The sequence below is a fragment of the Streptomyces sp. NPDC057617 genome (genome assembly GCF_042800555.1).
In the GTDB taxonomy this organism is placed as follows: domain Bacteria; phylum Actinomycetota; class Actinomycetes; order Streptomycetales; family Streptomycetaceae; genus Streptomyces.
Genome location: NZ_JBHVGV010000007.1, coordinates 1 through 15,727 on the forward strand (window position 1 = coordinate 1; position 15,727 = coordinate 15,727).

Consider the following 15,727-nt stretch of genomic DNA (forward strand, 5'->3'; position numbering starts at 1 on the left):
GCCCTCTTCCGACCCCGGGAGGGGGGGGGCCCCACCAAAAAGACGCCCCCCAGCGGGTCTCCAAAAAAAACAGGCCGGGGGGCCGTCCCCCATTTCAGGGGTCTGTTCAGGGAGTTACGGAATTACGGGACTACCGCCGCTCGCGCAGGGAGTGCAGGTGCGCGGAGGACTTGCGGGCGAAGGCGAGGGAGTCCACCGGCTGGTCGTGCTCGGCCTGCCAGTGGTGGTTGCGCCGTCCGCCGTGGGTCTTGTTCACCGCGGAGATGAAGCGCTGGTAGTCGATGTCCCCGTCGCCGACGTCCACCATCCGGTAGCCGTCGCGGGCGGTGATGTCCTCGATGCCGTCCTTCACATGGAAGAGCGGGTAGCGGTGGGGCTGCTTGAGGACATAGCGCAGCGGGTCGAAGGGCGCGGGCTTGCCCTCCACGGTCTTGCTGAAGCGGAACTGGCCGGCGTACGCCCAGTAGATGTCCATCTCCAGATAGACCAGGTCGGGGTCGGTCTCGGCCAGCAGGACGTCGTACAGCCGTACGTTCGGCTGGTCCGTGGCGAAGGAGAACTCCTCGGCGTGGTTGTGCTGGTAGAACTTCAGCCCACGCCGCCTGGCCGCCGCGCCATAGGTGTTGAAGTCCTCCGCTGCCCGCTTCCAGGCGTCGACGGTGGAGCCGTAGCGGAACGGCCCCGAGGCGGTGCCGACATGGTCCAGGCCCAGGGTCTGGGCGTCGTCCAGGACCTGTTCGAGGTTCTGGGCGAAGCTGTAGGCGTTGGGGTTGTTGTTGTCGTAGTAGTTGACGTGGCTGCCTATGGGCTTGAGGCCGTGGTCCCTGGCCAGCCGCTTGAGCTGGGGCAGGGTGATCTCGCCCGCGGAGCCCTGGGTGTATCCGGCGAACTCGATCTCGTCGTACCCGAAGCGTTCGAGTTCGTCGAAGACCTTGGCGAAGCCGAGCGTGGAGACCTTGTCGCGCAGCGAGTAGAGCTGGATGCCGAGGCGGCCGGGGGGCAGGACCGGCTGTCCCTTGCCGTGGCCGTGCCCGTTCTCCTGGCCGTGGCCCTTGCCGTGGGCGGCGGCCGGGGTGGCCGCGGCGCCGAGGACCGCGGCGGCGGTGGCACCGGCCGCGACACCGAGCATGCTCCGTCTGCTGAGCTTCTGGGCGAGCTCGGGGTCGGCTGACTTCTTGCGGCTCATGCGGAACTCCTTCTGTCAGTGGGGTGTCAGTGCAGTCCGGCGAGGTGGAGAAGCAGGGACTTCACATCGGTGGCCGCGACTCGGCCACTGACGGCTTCGGGGGCCGAGCAGAGGATGAGCGGCCCTTCGTCGTCGTTCGCGGGGAGCCGCCCGTGGCTCCCGCGGATCGGCGAGGGATCGAGGGGTACGACGGCGAGCCGGTAGCGCATCCCGAGCTTCTTGCGGGCGATCGCCTTGGCCGCCTTGAGCTTCACGTACGGATCGAGCGGGTCCATGAACAGCTCCACCGGGTCGTATCCCGGCTTGCGGTGGATCTCGACGAGCTGCGCGAAGTCCGGCGCGCGGGCGTCGTCGAGCCAGTAGTAGTACGTGAACCAGGCGTCGGGTTCGGCGATGGCCACCAGCTCGCCGGCGCGCGGATGGTCCAGACCGTGGGCCTTCTTGCCCTCGTCGTCGAGGAGTTGGTCGATTCCGGGCAGGTCCTGGAGCGCCTCCCGGGTCGCGTCCAGGTCCTCGGAGCGGCGTACGTACACATGGGCGAGCTGGTGGTCCGAGACGGCGAAGGCGCGGGAGGCCATCGGGTCCAGGTACTCCATACCGTCCTGGGTGTGCACCTCCAGCAGCCCGGCCCTGCGCAGCGCCCGGTTGATGTCGACGGCCCGGGAGACCCGGGTGATCCCGTACTCGGAGAGCGCGACGACCGTACGGCCCTCCGCCCCGGCCTCGTCGAGGAGCGGGGCCATGGCGGTGTCCAGCTCGGCCGCGGCGCGGTGGGAGCGGGGGTCGTCGGGGCCGTACCGCTGGAGGTCGTAGTCGAGATGGGGCAGATAGCAGAGCGCCAGATCGGGGCGGCGGGTGCGGATGATGTGCCGGGTGGCGTCCACGATCCACTGCGAGGAGACGATGTCGGCGCCGGGGCCCCAGAAGTGGAAGAGCGGGAACGTACCGAATTTCTCGGTGAGTTCGTCGTGCAGCGCCGGCGGGCGGGTGTAGCAGTCGGGCTCCTTGCGCCCGTCGGCGTAGTAGACCGGGCGCGGGGTGACGGTGTAGTCGGTGTCCGCGCCCATCGCGTACCACCAGCAGATATTGGCGACCGTATAGCCGGGGTGGGCGCGGCGGGCTGCGTCCCAGAGCTTGTCGCCGGAGACCAGGCCGTTGTGCTGGCGCCACAGCAGGACATCGCCCAGCTCGCGGAAGTACCAGCCGTTGCCGACGATGCCGTGCTCGGCGGGGAGCGTCCCGGTGAGGAAGGTGGACTGGGCGCTGCACGTGACGGCGGGCAGTACGGTGCTCAGCGGGGCCTTCGATCCCGTGTTCGCCAGCTTGCTCAGCCGGGGCATGTGCGGGAGCAGTTGGGGCGTGAGACCGACAACGTCCAGCACCAGCAGGGGCGTTGGTGTCACTCCGGTCCCGGCCGAGGTCTCGGCCTTGGTCTCTGTCATGGCAGCTCCTTGAGGCCGAGGTCGACCAGCAGGTCGCGGGCCAGGGTGAGTTCGGCGGCGATCCCCTCGGCGAGCTGGCCGCGCGAGCGGGGCCGCAGCTCCGCCGGGAGCGCCTGCCAGGTGTAGGTCTCGACCTCCAGATGGCGGGTCCGCGGCTCGGCGCCGCCGATCAGCCGGGTGAGGGTGTCCTGGAGTACGGGAAGGGTGGAGGCGAGCGGCGGGGCGGGCTGGGCGTGCAGCGGCACATGGAAGTGCGCGCGCCAGGGGGCGCCGTCGGGCAGTGCCTCGCCGCCGAGTGCCTCGTCCAGATCGTCGGTGCCACGCAGCCCGGCGGCGGTACGCGTCCGGGTCTGGTGGAGGAAGCGCGGCTCGGCGAACGTGCCGAGGGCCTCCCGTACCTCGGGCAGATGCGGTTCCTCGGCGTGCAGGGCCGCGGAGAGCTGCGCCTTGGGGATGGGGATCCGGGCGGCGGCCAGCGCGCCCAGCGCGGTGGCCGGGTCCTCGAAGGAGGTGGCGAGATGGCAGGTGTCGATGCAGATCCCGATCCTGGCGCTGCCGATCTCGGTGAGCGGGCCGATCGCGTCTGCGGTGGTCTCGACGGTGCAGCCCGGCTCCGGCTCCAGGGCGATCCTGATGGACTTGCCGGTCAGCTCCTCCAGCGCGTCCAGCCGTCCGGCGAGCGCGGTCAGGGCCGTACGGGCGGCGCGGGCCGCGGCGTCGTCGAACTCGGTGCGCCAGGCGAGCGGGAGGGTGGAGACGGAGCCCTCGGTGACGTCGTCGGGCAGCAGCGCGGCGAGCAGCCGGGCGAGGTCGCTGGTGTGGGCGAGGCGCTCCGGGTCGGCCCAGTCCGGCTTGTAGACGCGGTACTTGACCTCTTCGGCGCCGAATCCCTCGTACGGGAAGCCGTTGAGCGTGACGACTTCCAGACCGCGCCGGTCCAGTTCGGCGCGGAGTCCGCGCAGTGCGGCCGGGTCGTTGATCAGGGCCTGCGCGGCGCCCCTGGCCAGCCAGAGCCCGATGCCGAGGCGGTCGCGGCCGAGGCGTTTGCGTACCGGCTCGCAGTGGTCGCGGAGCTGGGCGAGTACGCCTTCGAGGTTCTCGGCGGGGTGGACGTTGGTGCAGTACGAGAGATGGACGGTGGACCCGTCGGGGTGGCGGAAGCGCATGGGCTCACTCCCCGCCGCGGAGAATGGAGTTGCCCTCGTGGAGGGCCTCCGGGGGGGCGACTTCGAGCTGGAGCCGTCCGCTGATCCCGTAGAAGGCGACGGGGTTGCGCCACAGGACCCGGTCGACGTCGTCCTCGCCGAAGCCGGCGGCGAGCATCGCGTCCGCGACCTTGCGGGTCTTGAGCGGATCGCTCTTGCCCCAGTCCGCCGCGGAGTTGACGAGCACCTTCTCGGTGCCGTGGGCCTTGAGGACGGCGACCATGCGGTCCTCGTCCATCTTGGTGTCGGGGTAGATGGAGAAGCCGAGCCAACTGCCGCTCTCCGCCGCGTCCTTGACGGTCGTCTCGTTGAGGTGGTCGAGCAGGACCCGCTCCGGGTCGAGGGCGGACTCCCGTACGACATCGATGGTGCGGCGCAGGCCCGCGAGCTTGTCGCGGTGGGGGGTGTGGACCAGCGCGGGCAGGCCGTGGTCGGCGGCGAGCTGGAGCTGCGCGGCGAGCGCGGTGTCCTCGGCCGGGGTCATCGAGTCGTAGCCGATCTCGCCGACGGCGACGACACCGTCCTTGACGAGATAGCGCGGCAGGGCGTCCAGGACGGGCGTGCACCGCGGGTCGTTGGCCTCTTTGGGGTTGAGCGCGAGGGTGCAGTGGTGGGCGATGCCGTACTGCGCGGCACGGAACGGTTCCCAGCCGAGGAGCGCGTCGAAGTAGTCGAAGAAGCTCTCGGGCGAGGTACGGGGCTGACCGAGCCAGAAGGACGGCTCGACCAGGGCGCGGACTCCGGAGGCGTACATCGCCTGGTAGTCGTCCGTGGTACGGGAGGTCATATGGATGTGGGGGTCGAAGATGCGCATCAGGACTCCTCGCCGGTCAGGTGGAGCGCGTGGTACAGGTCGGCGGGTACGGGACGGCCGGCGGCGGTGCGCTCAGCCGCGAAGTCGGCGAGCATCCGGGCCAGTTCGGCGTCTCCGTGGGCGCGTCCGTCCAGGCCGTCGACGGCGGCGACCGGCACACCGGTGAAGAGGCACTTGAGGATGGCGTGCCGCCAGGAGTGGGGATCGAGATGGGCGGCGGCGTACGGACCGACGGCGGCGGCGACCAGCCGCGTGTCATTGGTCCGCAGGGCGTCCTCGACCAGCGGCAGCGCGCCGGGTCCGGTGACGCGCAGGGGCAGGGCGAGCAGCACGGCGCGGCGCTCGGCGGCGGTGCCCTGGTGGTAGAGCCGGGTCAGGGTGGCGAGGCCGGCACGGGCCTCCTGGAGGAGGAGGGTGCGTACGGAGTCGGCGTGCTCCTGGCCGCAGTGGCGGCCGGCGGCGGCGAAGCGCAGCTCCCAGGGGGCGACGGCAACGTTGTCGCCCTCGCCCTCCTCCGTGGCCGCGGCGGCCTCGGCCAGGGCGGCGTCGAGCCACGCGCCGGCGGCGGCGTCCAGACGGGGAGCCAGGTCCTCGCGGGTCTGGGCGGGCGGGTTCGAGATCATGCTGCTCCCTTCGTACGGAGGAAGTCCAGGGAGGTACGGGCGAGTTCGGGGCCCGCGTGGGAGTGGCGGGGCAGTTCGACGACGGTCAGGCCCTGGTAGCCGGTGGCGGCCAGCGCGGCGAGCACCGGCGGGAAGTCGATCTCGCCCTCGCCGAACGGGAGATGCTCGTGCACACCGCGCCGCATGTCCTCGATCTGCACGTGCCGCAGCCACGGCGCGGCCTCGCGGACACAGTCGGCTGGCGGTGCGGGCTCCAGGCACTGGCAGTGGCCTATGTCGAGGGTGAGGCCGAGCGGTTCGGGGTCGCCGAGGCGGTGTCTGAGCCGGTGGAATCCGGCGAGGTCCGACACGAGATGGCCGGGCTCGGGCTCGACGGCGAGCGGTACGCCGGCGCTCTCGGCGGCGGCGACCACCGGGGTCAGCGCCTCGTCGAGCCGCTTCCACGCGGTGTCGGTGTCGGTGCCCGCCGGGGTGACCCCGCTGAAGCAGTGCACGGCGTGCGCGCCGAGGTCGGCGGCGACCTGAACGGCCGTCACCAGCAGTCCGGTACGGGCGGCACGGCCCTCGGGGTCGGGGTCGAGCAGGGTGGGGCCGTGCTTGCGGCGCGGGTCGAGCACATACCGGCCGCCGGTCTCGACGGTCACCCCGAGCCCCAGCTCCCCCAGCCGCCGGGCGACGCGGGCGACGCGGGCGGGCAGGTCGGGGGCCATGGGGTCGAGATGCATATGGTCGAGGGTGAGCCCGACACCGTCGTATCCGAGGTCGGCCAGGAGCGCGAGCGCGTCGTCGAGCCGGAGATCGGTGAGCCCGTTGGTGCCGTATCCGAAACGCAGACTCATGTGGGGCTCACTTTCCGTGCGAATGCCCGTGCCAGTGGTACGAGTCCCAGCACACCGAGCGCGGTCCCGGCGGCTCCGCCCCGCGCGGCGAGCGCCGCCTGGAGCGGGATCATGGCCCGGATCCCGCCGCCCACGGCGCGCTGGGTGAGCGGTGGGGAGGGGTTGAGCGCGGCGTGCGCCAGGGGCTTTCCCGCGGTCTTCGCGTATACGGCGGCGAGGCCCCCGGTGAGCAGGGCTGCGGCGGAGCGTTCCGCGCGCAGCCGCCATCCGGTGAGGACGCCAAGACCCGCCGTCACCCCGAGCGCGGCGAGCGGCGCGGCGGTCGAACCGCCCTGCGCCTCCTGCCGCGAGACCACGGTGACCGCGACCGTATGCGCCCCGAGCACCCCGGCTGCGCCCAGGGCCTTGCGCGCCCCGGCGGCCGGGGGGCGCGCGCCCCGCGAACTGGTGGCCGTCGCGCCCAGGAGCAGGTCCAGGGAGCGGGCCGCGCCCATGGCGAGAGGGCCCGCCGGGGTGTGCTTGAGGCGGAGGTCGTACGACCAGACCGCGGCGGCCAGCGCCGTACCGACCGCCAGGGACGGGCGGCCGGCCCGGGAGGCCAGGGCCAGGCCCGCGGCGGTCAGCCCGGCCGCGGCGGCCAGCGCCGCGCCGGGGGTGATACGGCCCGAGGGGATCGGGCGGTGCGGGCGGTCCACGGCGTCCTCGTCGCGGTCCGCCCAGTCGTTGAGCGCCATGCCCGCCTCGTACAGGCAGAGCGAGGCGCCCACCGCGTACGCCGTGCCCCGGTTGGCACGTACGCCGGCCGCCGCCGCGCCGGCCAGGGCATCGCCCGGGACGGTGAACAGCGCCGACACGCGCAGCAGTTCGGCCCAGGCCCGCAGGCGCGGGCGCAGGTTCACCGGGCCTCCCGCAGCCGGTCCGTCTCCCGGAGCCGGTCCGCGAAGCCGAGCAGCGCCTCGTACTGTTCCGCGAGCGCGGAGGAGCCGCCGTCCGGGTCCTTGAAGTAGAAGCCCAGCTCGGGCAGCGGGCCGCTCAGCCCCGCCTCGTGCGCGCGCGACACCAGCCGTGCCAGGTCCAGGACCAGCGGCGCGGCCAGCGCCGAGTCGCAGCCCTGCCAGATCGTCTGGAGGATCATCCGCGAGCCGAGGAAGCCGTCGAAGGCGATGTGGTCCCAGGCCGTCTTCCAGTCGCCCAGCGCCGGGACGTCGTCGATATGGACCTCGCCCTCCGGCGCCTCGCCCAGGGTGTCGGCCAGGACGCGTTCCTTGCCCGCGTTCTTGGCCGCCGCCGCGCCCGGGTCGGCCAGCGCCGCTCCGTCCCCGCCGCCCAGCAGATTCGTGCCCGACCAGGCGCGTACGGTCAGGGCACGCTGCACGAACATCGGGGCGAGCACGGAACGGAGCAGCGTCTGGCCTGTCTTGCCGTCGCGGCCGGCGTGGGGAAGTCCGCCGGCCTCGGCGGCCGCTGTGAGGGCCGGGGTGCGCAGCCCGGTGGAGGGGGTGAAGTTGACGTACGAGCAGCCGGCCCGTACCGCGGCCGCCGCGTACAGCGAGCTGGCGGGCAGCCGGGGGTCGTCGGGCGCGGGGGTGGGCTCGGTGGAGGAGACATTGACGACGACGGTCCGCGCGACACCGGTGCGCCGCGCGAAGTCGCCGATGTCGGCGGCGAAGGCGGCGATGAGTTCCTCGTCGCTCCTGGTGTCCCCCGGCTGGGGGCCGCCGGACCTGATCTCCTGGTCGGCGGCGGTGAGTTCGGCGCGGATCGCGGCGGGCAGGCCATGCGGGAGCACGCCCGCCGCGGTCAGTTCCTCGGCGCGCTTGGGCAGCGGACAGCTCGCCGTGTCGTGTCCGCCGAAGACGAGGGAGGAGAGCGCGGGCAGGCCCGTCCCGGCGAAGGGCGGGGTCTCGGTGACCATGCCCGTCGCGGGGTGGAGTCCGGCCGTGACCGCCGCGCATCCCGCGACAGCCGTCGTGGCGACGGAGCCGCGGGCTCCGACGAACCAGACTCCGGTGCGTACTGCAGTCGATTCCGTACCGCTCGTCGTCACGGGCTGCCTCCCTGCCGGTGGTGTGGTGGTGGTTGGTGGGCGGCGGGCGGGGGTACGGCGCCTCCCCGCCCGCCGCCGGCTGACGGGCCGCCCGTCCCAGGTGTCCCTAGGAGGCCGGCAGTTCCTTGAGCTGGATGTTGCGGAAGGACGCCTGGTCGTCGGCGCCGTGGTTCTGCAGCCCGATGTAGCCGTCCTTCAGGCTGCGCGCCGGGTCCGTGTTGGTGAAGTCGTTGATCTTCACGCCGTTAAGGAAGATCTGCAGACGCTCACCCTGGACCTTGATCTCGTAGTTGTTCCACTGCCCCGGCGGGCGCAGAACCTGGTCCCTGACCTTGACGTTGGCCGACTTGAAGCCGTAGACGGAGCCGGTGGTGCGGTCCGGGGTGTCGGTGGCGTCGATCTGCACCTCGTACCCCTTGTCCACCGCCGACCACGGGTCGTCGGAGGCCGGGAAGCCCACGAACACACCGGAGTTGTCGTCCCCGGCGAGCTTCCAGTCCAGCTTCAGGGAGTAGGACTTGAACTCCTTGGCCTGGTACCAGAGCAGGCCCATGCCGCCCTCGGAGCGCAGTTCACCGTCCACGACGTTGAACTTGCCCGGTCCGGCCTGCTTCCAGCCCTCTGTCGTCTTGCCGTTGAAGAGGTCCCGGTAGCCGGTCTTCGGCTTGCAGTCGGCCTTCACCTGGCCGGCCGCGTACCGGAGTCCGCCGAGCAGGTGCTGACGGAAGGCCGGGTCCGCGTACGACTCCTTGGTGTGGCCGCCGCCGGTGTAGAACGCCCGGCCGCCCTCGTACGTCTGGCACCAGGCGATCGGGTGGTCGCCCTTCATGGTGCCGCCCTGGTAGGTGGTCTCGTCCAGGGTGGCGAGGACCCGTGCCTGCTCACGCGGGTTGGTGCGGTAGTTGTACCACTCGTCGGTGCGCTGCCACTCGTCGCCGAGATGCGCGGTCGACGGGTGGTCGTGGTCCTCTACGCGGACGGTGGCCGGCTGGATCTGCGGGTGGCCCTGGAAGTACGCGCCCACCAGGCCGCCGTAGAAGGCCCAGTCGTACTCCGTGTCGGCCGCCGCGTGGACGCCCATGTAGCCGCCGCCGGTGGCGACATAGTTCTCGAACGCCTTCTGCTGGTCGGCGTTGAGAACATCACCGGTGGTGGAGAGGAAGACCACCGCGTCGTACCGGGCGAGGTTGTTGGTGGTGAACTGGGCGCCCGTCTCGGTGGAGTCGACCTTGATCCCGGTGGTGGCGCCCAGCTCCTTGAGCGCGGCGACACCCTGGGGGATCGAGTCGTGGCGGAACCCGGCGGTCCTGGAGAAGACCAGGACCCGCTTCTCGGTCTTGCCGGGCACGGCCGTGGAGAGCTGGAAATCGTCCAGGTCGAAGAGCGCGCCGCTGCCGGTGGCACCCTTGAAGACCAGGAACAGCTCGGTGGTCTTCGTCGGTACGGACCGCAGGGGTACGTCGATGTCCTGGAAGGTCTCCCAGCTCCCGGTGACCGGGATCGGCGCGGAGCCGAGCAGGTTGCCGGTGGCTGAGCCCGTCCGTACCTCCAGGAATCCGCCGGCGCCGCCGGAGGAGATCCGGGCGGTCAGGGTCTTGGACCCGGTCAGGTTGTACGGCGTGAAGGAGATCCAGTCGCCGTCGTCGATGTCGCCGACGGTCTTGCCGCCGTTGGCCGGGGCCTTGTCGTACGTCCTGATGCCGGAGGCGGAGCTGAAGTGCTCGGCCTGCCGGTGGCGCGGCTGGAGCTGCGCCTGGCCGTGGCTGGTGATCGCCGCCTGGCCGCCGCCTCCGCCGTCGGTGTACTCGGCGTCGATGACCCCGAAGATATTGGCGTTGGGGTCGTGCTCGGTGTCGGCGGGCGCGGTGATGGTGCCCTCGCAGCCGTTGACCGAGGTGATCGGGTGGCCGTGGCTGTCATGGCCGAGGATGTAGCGGACGATCACCTTGGAGCAGTCGATCGGACCGTCCTCGGGGTCGGTGACCGTGACCTTGAAGGGCAGGGTGTCCCCGAAGTTGAACAGGGTTCCCTCGGCGGGCAGTGTGAGCTTCACCGTGGGCGCTGTGTTGCCCACGACGATCCGGACCGACGCGGTCGCGGTGCGCTCCGTCGGGTCGGTGACGGTGAGCCGCGCCGAGTAGGTGCCGTTCTTCTTGTACGTGTACGTGGGGTTGGGCTCGGTGGAGGTGCCGCCGTCGCCGAAGTCCCACTGGTAGGTGAGGGTGTCGCCGTCGGGGTCCTCGGTGCCGGCGGAGGAGAAGACCGCCTTCAGCGGGGACTTGCCGGAGGTCTTGTTGACACTGGCCTCGGCGATGGGCGACTTGCCGCCCGTGGCGTTCTCGATGCGGTAGAGCGCGGAGTGCTCGTCGCCGCCGAACCAGGAGAGGCCGTAGTCGAGGACGTAGAGCGCGCCGTCGGGGCCGAACTCCATGTCCATGACCTGGGTGCCGGTCCACGGGAACGGGTTGATCGAGCCGACCGTACCGTTCTCGTCCTGCTCGATCCGCTTGATCCACTGGCGGCCGAACTCGCCGGCGAAGTAGTTGCCGTCGTAGGACTCGGGGAACTTCACCGGGGAGTCCAGGTCCGCGTCGTACCGGTAGACCGGGCCGCCGGTCGGCGACTCGGAGCCGGAGCCGAACTCGGGCACACTGCCGCCGTCGTACGGGATCCACGCGGGCTGGGCCGGCGGGAGGTCCGTCAGTCCGGTGTTGTGGGGCGAGGTGTTCTTCGGGGCCGCGCAGTCGAAGGCGGCGCCGGAGGCCTGCGTCCCGAAGTCGTAGTCGATATAGGCGTCGTTGTCGCCGGTGCAGTACGGCCAGCCGAAGTTCCCGGCCTCGGTGACCCGGGCGAACTCCACCTGACCGGCCGGGCCGCGGGTCGGCGACGCCGCGCCCGCGTCGGGACCGTAGTCACCGACGTACACGATGCCGGTCTTCTGGTCCACGGAGATACGGAAGGGGTTGCGGAACCCCATCGCGTAGATCTCGGGCCGCGTCTTCTCGGTGCCGGGGGCGAAGAGGTTGCCCTCCGGGATGGTGTACGAGCCGTCCTCCGCGACCTTGATACGGAGGATCTTGCCGCGCAGGTCATTGGTGTTGCCGGAGCTGCGCTGGGCGTCGAACGCCGGGTTGCGGGTGGCCCGTTCGTCGATCGGCGTGTAGCCGTCGGAGGCGAAGGGGTTGGTGTCGTCACCCGTCGACAGATAGAGGTTGCCCTCCGCGTCGAAGGCGATGTCGCCGCCGACGTGGCAGCAGGTGCCGCGCGAGGTGGCGACGTCGAGGACCTTCTTCTCGCTCGCCTTGTTGAGGGTGCCGTCCTCGTTGAGCGTGAAGCGCGAGAGACGGTTGTACCCGTCGAAGGGGGCGAAGTCGGCGGCCGTGCCGTTCTCGGGCGCGTCGCCGGCGGGGGTGTCGAGCTTGGGGGCGTAGAAGAGATAGATCGCCCGGTTCTCGGCGAAGTCGGGGTCGACCCCGACGCCCTGGAGACCTTCCTCGTCGTGGTTGTAGACGTCCAGCGTGCCGGCGATGGTGGTGTCGCCGCCGGCGTCGGTGATCCGGAGCGTGCCGTCGCGCGAGGTGTGCAGCACCTGCCGGTCCGGCAGGACGGCGAGCGACATGGGCTCGCCCACCTCGTCGGCGCCCTTCGCGAGGGTCACCTGCTGAAAGCTTTCCTCCGCGGCGTCCGGATGGTCCGGGTGTGCGGCGGCAGGTACGGCGCTGAGGCTTGAGCCTGCGAGCAGGGCGCCCGTCAGGAGCGCGAGGAGGGTTCTGGCTCTGGGGCGTTTTCTGTGCACGAAAGTCCTCCACAATGGGCTGTTCGTACGTGCTGGTGCCAAGGAGCGCGGATGCTGTGCTCGCGCTCGCCTCCCCGGGGAGGGGACCGGTGCTCGTCCTGCACCGGTCCCCGGGGGAGGTGGCTTCGTCGCCGATGTGCGCCGTCACACCGGAGACCACCTATGTCCTGTACATCTCAGTGGACCGTAGCTGTGTTCGTCCGGGACCGAAAGACCTTGCGCAGAGGAGAAGTTGTACTTTTTCCTCCCCCAGGACAAAGCGGATTCCGGGCAGGCCGGACCGCCTGGTGGCATGGGGTCACCACCAGGCTCTGCCCGGCCCCGCGGGGACCGAAGGCGCTACTCGCCGCCGCCGAAGGCCGCGTCGAAGGACGCGGTGGGCGCGTCGAAGTCGAAGCGCTTGAGGTCCCTGAGGGCCTCCGGCGCTCCCGCGAGCCGGTCCATGCCCGCGTCCTCCCACTCGACCGAGATGGGTCCCTCGTACCCGATCGAACGGAGCATCCGGAAGACGTCCTCCCACGGGACATCGCCGTGGCCCGCCGAGACGAAGTCCCAGCCGCGCCGCGGGTCGCCCCAGGGCAGGTGCGAGCCGAGCCGGCCGTTGCGGCCGTCGAGACGCTTGCGCGCCTCCTTACAGTCGACGTGGTAGATCCGGTCCCGGAAGTCGTAGAGGAAGTTGACCGGGTCCAGGTCCTGCCAGACGAAGTGGCTCGGGTCGAAGTTCAGCCCGAACGCGGGCCGGTTGTCGACCGCTTCCAGCGCGCGCTTCGTGGTCCAGTAGTCGTACGCGATCTCGCTGGGGTGCACCTCGTGGGCGAACCGCACCCCCTCGGCGTCGAAGACGTCCAGGATCGGGTTCCACCGCTCCGCGAAGTCCTCGTACCCCCGGTCGATCATGCCGGGCGGTACGGGCGGGAACATCGCGACCAGGTGCCAGATCGAGGAGCCGGTGAAGCCGATGACCGTGTCCACCCCGAAGGCGGCCGCGGCCCTGGCGGTGTCCTTGATCTCGGCGGCGGCGCGCTGCCTGACGCCCTCGGGCTCGCCGTCGCCCCAGATACGGGACGGCAGGATGCCCTGGTGGCGCTCGTCGATGGGGCTGTCGCAGACGGCCTGGCCGACGAGGTGGTTGGAGATCGCCCAGCACTTCAGCCCGTACTTGTCGAGCAACTGGTGGCGGCTGTCCAGATAGCCGGGGTCGGAGAGCGCCTTGTCGACCTCGAAGTGGTCGCCCCAGCAGGCGAGTTCCAGGCCGTCGTAACCGAAGTCACGGGCGTGCCTGCACACCTCCTCCAGGGGCAGATCGGCCCACTGGCCGGTGAACAGCGTGAACGGGCGTGGCATTCGGACCTCCTTCTCTGTATCGCTCTGTGGCTGCTGATCGCTCTGTGGCTGCGTTGCTCTGCTGCCAGGTCTTCTCTACCTGTTACGCGGCGTCCCCGCCGGTTCCCGACGGCGAAGGCACCGGCGTGTACACCGCGTTCTTCGCCGCGCTGTCCTCCACCGCGGCCAGCACCCGCTGCACCTGGAGCCCGTCCGCGAAGGACGGTACGGGGCCGGTCCCGGCGGCGACCGCCTCGACCAGATCGCGGGCCTGGTGGACGAAGGTGTGCTCGTAGCCGAGCGCGTGCCCCGGCGGCCACCAGGCGTCGAGGTACGGATGCTCCGGCTCGGTCACCAGGATCCGGCGGAAGCCGGACGAGGGAGCGGGCTCGGTGTGGTCGTGGAACGACAGTTCGTTGAGCCGCTCCAGATCGAAGGCGAGCGAACCGAGCTCGCCGTTGATCTCCAGATGCAGCGCGTTCTTGCGTCCCGCCGCCATACGGCTGGCCTCGAAGGAGGCCAGCGCGCCGGAGGCCAGCCGGCCGGTGAAGATCGCGGCGTCGTCCACGGTGACCTGGCCGACATCGCCGCCGCCGGTCGCGGAGAGCCCCGCCGACGCCCCGCTGACCAGCGGCCGTTCCTTGACGAAGGTCTCCGTGAGCGCGGACACCCCGACCAGCAGCTCCCCCGTCAGGAACTGCGCCAGGTCGATGATGTGCGCGCCCAGGTCGCCCAGCGCCCCGGAGCCCGCGTGCTCGCGCTTGAGCCGCCAGGTCAGCGGGAACTCCGGATCGACCAGCCAGTCCTGGAGATAGGTGACCCGGACATGCCGGAGCCTGCCGAGCCTGCCCTCCTGGATGAGCTGCCTCGCGTACGAGACGGCGGGCACCCTGCGGTAGTTGAAGCCGACCATGGCGAGCTGGCCGCGCTCCCTCGCCGCCTCGGCGGCCCTGACCATGGCCTCGGCCTCGGCCACCGAGTTGGCGAGGGGCTTCTCGCACAGCACGTGCTTGCCCGCCTCCAGCGCGGCGATGGCGATCTCCGCATGGCTGTCCCCGGGGGTGCAGATATCGACCACCCGCACATCGTCGCGCTCGATGAGCCGCCGCCAGTCGGTCTCGGCGGCGGCCCAGCCGTGTCTGTCCGCCGCGGCCCGTACCGCGCTCTCGTCACGTCCGCAGATCGCGGCGAGCACGGGCCGCATCGGCAGGTCGAAGACGTGTCCCGCGGTGCGCCACCCCTGTGAGTGGGCGGCGCCCATGAACGCGTATCCGACCATGCCGATACCGAGTGCGGGCGGCGCACCGGCCTCTTTCTCCGACGCTTCGGGGGTCATACGGAGTACTCCTCGTCTGTCGCTGGTGGGGGCGGCCGCTGTCGGACCGGTCAGCTAAAGCCCGTAGGCAGGTACTGGTCGACATTGTCCTTGTCGACAACGGCCGAGTAGCACGTGACCGAGACCGGGATCTCCAGCTCGGCCAGACCGCTGACGCCCTTGGACTGACCCAGTGCGCGGGCCAGGTCGATGGCGGAGGCGGCCATGGTGGGCGGGTAGAGCACAGTGGCCTTGAGCACGCTGTTGTCGGCCTTGATGGCGTCCATCGCCGACTTGGCGCCGGCGCCGCCGACCATCAGGAAGCCGTCGCGGCCCGCCTGCTGGATGGCGCGCAGCGCGCCGACGCCCTGGTCGTCGTCGTGGTTCCAGAGGGCGTCGAAGCTGGCCTGGGCCTGGAGGAGCTGGGCCATCTTGGCCTGGCCCGACTCGACGGTGAAGTCAGCCGCCTGGCGGGCGACCTTCTTGATGTTCGGGTAGTTCTTCAGGGCGTCGTCGAAGCCCTGGGTGCGCTGCTGGGTCAGCTCCAGGTTGTCGAGCCCCGCCAGCTCGATGACGGTGGCGTTCGGCTTGTCCTTGAGCTTCTCGCCGATGTAGTTGCCGGCGCTGACGCCCATGCCGTAGTTGTCGCCGCCGACCCAGCAGCGGTACGCCTGCGGGTCCGCGAAGATCCGGTCCAGGTTGATGACCGGGATACCGGCGCGCATGGCCTTGAGGCCGACCTGGGTGAGGGCCTTGCCGTCGGCCGGCAGGATCACCAGGACGTCGACCTTCTTGTTGATCAGCGTCTCGACCTGGCCGATCTGGGCGGCGGTGTCGTTGGAGCCCTCGGTGATGTCCAGCGTCACCTCCGAGTACTTCGCCGCACGCGACTTGGCGTTCTCGTTGATCGCGTTGAGCCAGCCGTGGTCGGCCTGGGGGCCCGCGAAACCGATGGTGACGGGCGTGCCGGGCTTGTCGTCCGCGGCGGCCGGCTGGCTGTTGGCCGCCGGCTCCTTCTTCTCGGGCTCATTGCTGGTACAGGCGGTGAGGAGGGCACCCGCGGAGATGGCGGCGGTGCCGAAGAGCAGCCCTCTGCGGCTCGTTTCTGGCATGGCGGTTCAACCCTTCAAGGTAGGG

At 70.9% G+C, this 15,727-nt stretch carries 12 protein-coding genes; all 12 read right to left on the reverse strand.

What is annotated here, in order from left to right:
* Positions 1 to 130: 130 nt before the first annotated feature.
* Complete coding sequence (locus ACFU9P_RS18525) at positions 131 to 1,186, reverse strand: sugar phosphate isomerase/epimerase family protein (RefSeq protein WP_376386445.1); 1,056 nt, start codon at positions 1,184 to 1,186, stop codon at positions 131 to 133.
* A 26-nt stretch (positions 1,187 to 1,212) separates the two neighbouring features.
* Positions 1,213 to 2,628, reverse strand: a complete 1,416-nt coding sequence (locus ACFU9P_RS18530; RefSeq protein WP_376386447.1) for a nucleotide pyrophosphatase/phosphodiesterase family protein — start codon at positions 2,626 to 2,628, stop codon at positions 1,213 to 1,215.
* A complete protein-coding gene (gene eboE / locus ACFU9P_RS18535) occupies positions 2,625 to 3,794 on the reverse strand; it encodes a metabolite traffic protein EboE (protein ID WP_376386449.1) in 1,170 nt (389 codons plus the stop codon). Before eboE ends, ACFU9P_RS18530 begins: the two co-directional genes overlap by 4 nt.
* 4 nt (positions 3,795 to 3,798) lie before the next feature.
* On the reverse strand, positions 3,799 to 4,647 hold the full coding sequence (locus tag ACFU9P_RS18540) for a TatD family hydrolase (RefSeq protein WP_384081915.1): 849 nt from the start codon (positions 4,645 to 4,647) through the stop codon (positions 3,799 to 3,801).
* Positions 4,647 to 5,270 carry an EboA domain-containing protein gene (locus tag ACFU9P_RS18545; RefSeq protein WP_376386453.1) on the reverse strand — a complete coding sequence of 208 codons (624 nt, stop codon included), beginning with the start codon at positions 5,268 to 5,270 and terminating at the stop codon, positions 4,647 to 4,649. Before ACFU9P_RS18545 ends, ACFU9P_RS18540 begins: the two co-directional genes overlap by 1 nt.
* Positions 5,267 to 6,109: a sugar phosphate isomerase/epimerase family protein gene (locus tag ACFU9P_RS18550; protein WP_384081918.1), complete on the reverse strand. Its 843-nt coding sequence runs from the start codon at positions 6,107 to 6,109 to the stop codon at positions 5,267 to 5,269. Before ACFU9P_RS18550 ends, ACFU9P_RS18545 begins: the two co-directional genes overlap by 4 nt.
* Positions 6,106 to 7,008 (reverse strand): SCO3242 family prenyltransferase, encoded by a 903-nt coding sequence (locus tag ACFU9P_RS18555; RefSeq protein WP_384081921.1) that lies wholly within the window; start codon positions 7,006 to 7,008, stop codon positions 6,106 to 6,108. Before ACFU9P_RS18555 ends, ACFU9P_RS18550 begins: the two co-directional genes overlap by 4 nt.
* Positions 7,005 to 8,156, reverse strand: a complete 1,152-nt coding sequence (locus ACFU9P_RS18560) for an inositol-3-phosphate synthase (RefSeq protein WP_384081925.1) — start codon at positions 8,154 to 8,156, stop codon at positions 7,005 to 7,007. Before ACFU9P_RS18560 ends, ACFU9P_RS18555 begins: the two co-directional genes overlap by 4 nt.
* A gap of 106 nt (positions 8,157 to 8,262) precedes the next feature.
* Entirely contained in the window at positions 8,263 to 11,952 is a 3,690-nt protein-coding gene (locus tag ACFU9P_RS18565) for a ThuA domain-containing protein (RefSeq protein WP_384081928.1), read from the reverse strand.
* Positions 11,953 to 12,291: 339 nt separating this feature from the next.
* The gene (locus ACFU9P_RS18570; RefSeq protein ID WP_376386461.1) at positions 12,292 to 13,296 is read right to left on the reverse strand and encodes a sugar phosphate isomerase/epimerase family protein; all 1,005 of its coding nucleotides are present in this window, start codon (positions 13,294 to 13,296) and stop codon (positions 12,292 to 12,294) included.
* A gap of 82 nt (positions 13,297 to 13,378) precedes the next feature.
* The gene (locus tag ACFU9P_RS18575; RefSeq protein WP_384081932.1) at positions 13,379 to 14,611 is read right to left on the reverse strand and encodes a Gfo/Idh/MocA family protein; all 1,233 of its coding nucleotides are present in this window, start codon (positions 14,609 to 14,611) and stop codon (positions 13,379 to 13,381) included.
* 50 nt (positions 14,612 to 14,661) lie between these two features.
* A complete protein-coding gene (locus ACFU9P_RS18580; protein WP_376386464.1) occupies positions 14,662 to 15,702 on the reverse strand; it encodes a substrate-binding domain-containing protein in 1,041 nt (346 codons plus the stop codon).
* Between the last annotated feature and the right edge of the window lie 25 nt (positions 15,703 to 15,727).

Coding starts and splice junctions, on each gene's coding strand:
- ACFU9P_RS18525 (WP_376386445.1), bottom strand. CDS start 1,186: ATGAGCCGCAAGAAGTCAGCCGACCCCGAGCTCGCCCAGAAGCTCAGC.
- ACFU9P_RS18530 (WP_376386447.1), bottom strand. CDS start 2,628: ATGACAGAGACCAAGGCCGAGACCTCGGCCGGGACCGGAGTGACACCA.
- eboE (WP_376386449.1), bottom strand. CDS start 3,794: ATGCGCTTCCGCCACCCCGACGGGTCCACCGTCCATCTCTCGTACTGC.
- ACFU9P_RS18540 (WP_384081915.1), bottom strand. CDS start 4,647: ATGCGCATCTTCGACCCCCACATCCATATGACCTCCCGTACCACGGAC.
- ACFU9P_RS18545 (WP_376386453.1), bottom strand. CDS start 5,270: ATGATCTCGAACCCGCCCGCCCAGACCCGCGAGGACCTGGCTCCCCGT.
- ACFU9P_RS18550 (WP_384081918.1), bottom strand. CDS start 6,109: ATGAGTCTGCGTTTCGGATACGGCACCAACGGGCTCACCGATCTCCGG.
- ACFU9P_RS18570 (WP_376386461.1), bottom strand. CDS start 13,296: ATGCCACGCCCGTTCACGCTGTTCACCGGCCAGTGGGCCGATCTGCCC.
- ACFU9P_RS18575 (WP_384081932.1), bottom strand. CDS start 14,611: ATGACCCCCGAAGCGTCGGAGAAAGAGGCCGGTGCGCCGCCCGCACTC.
- ACFU9P_RS18580 (WP_376386464.1), bottom strand. CDS start 15,702: ATGCCAGAAACGAGCCGCAGAGGGCTGCTCTTCGGCACCGCCGCCATC.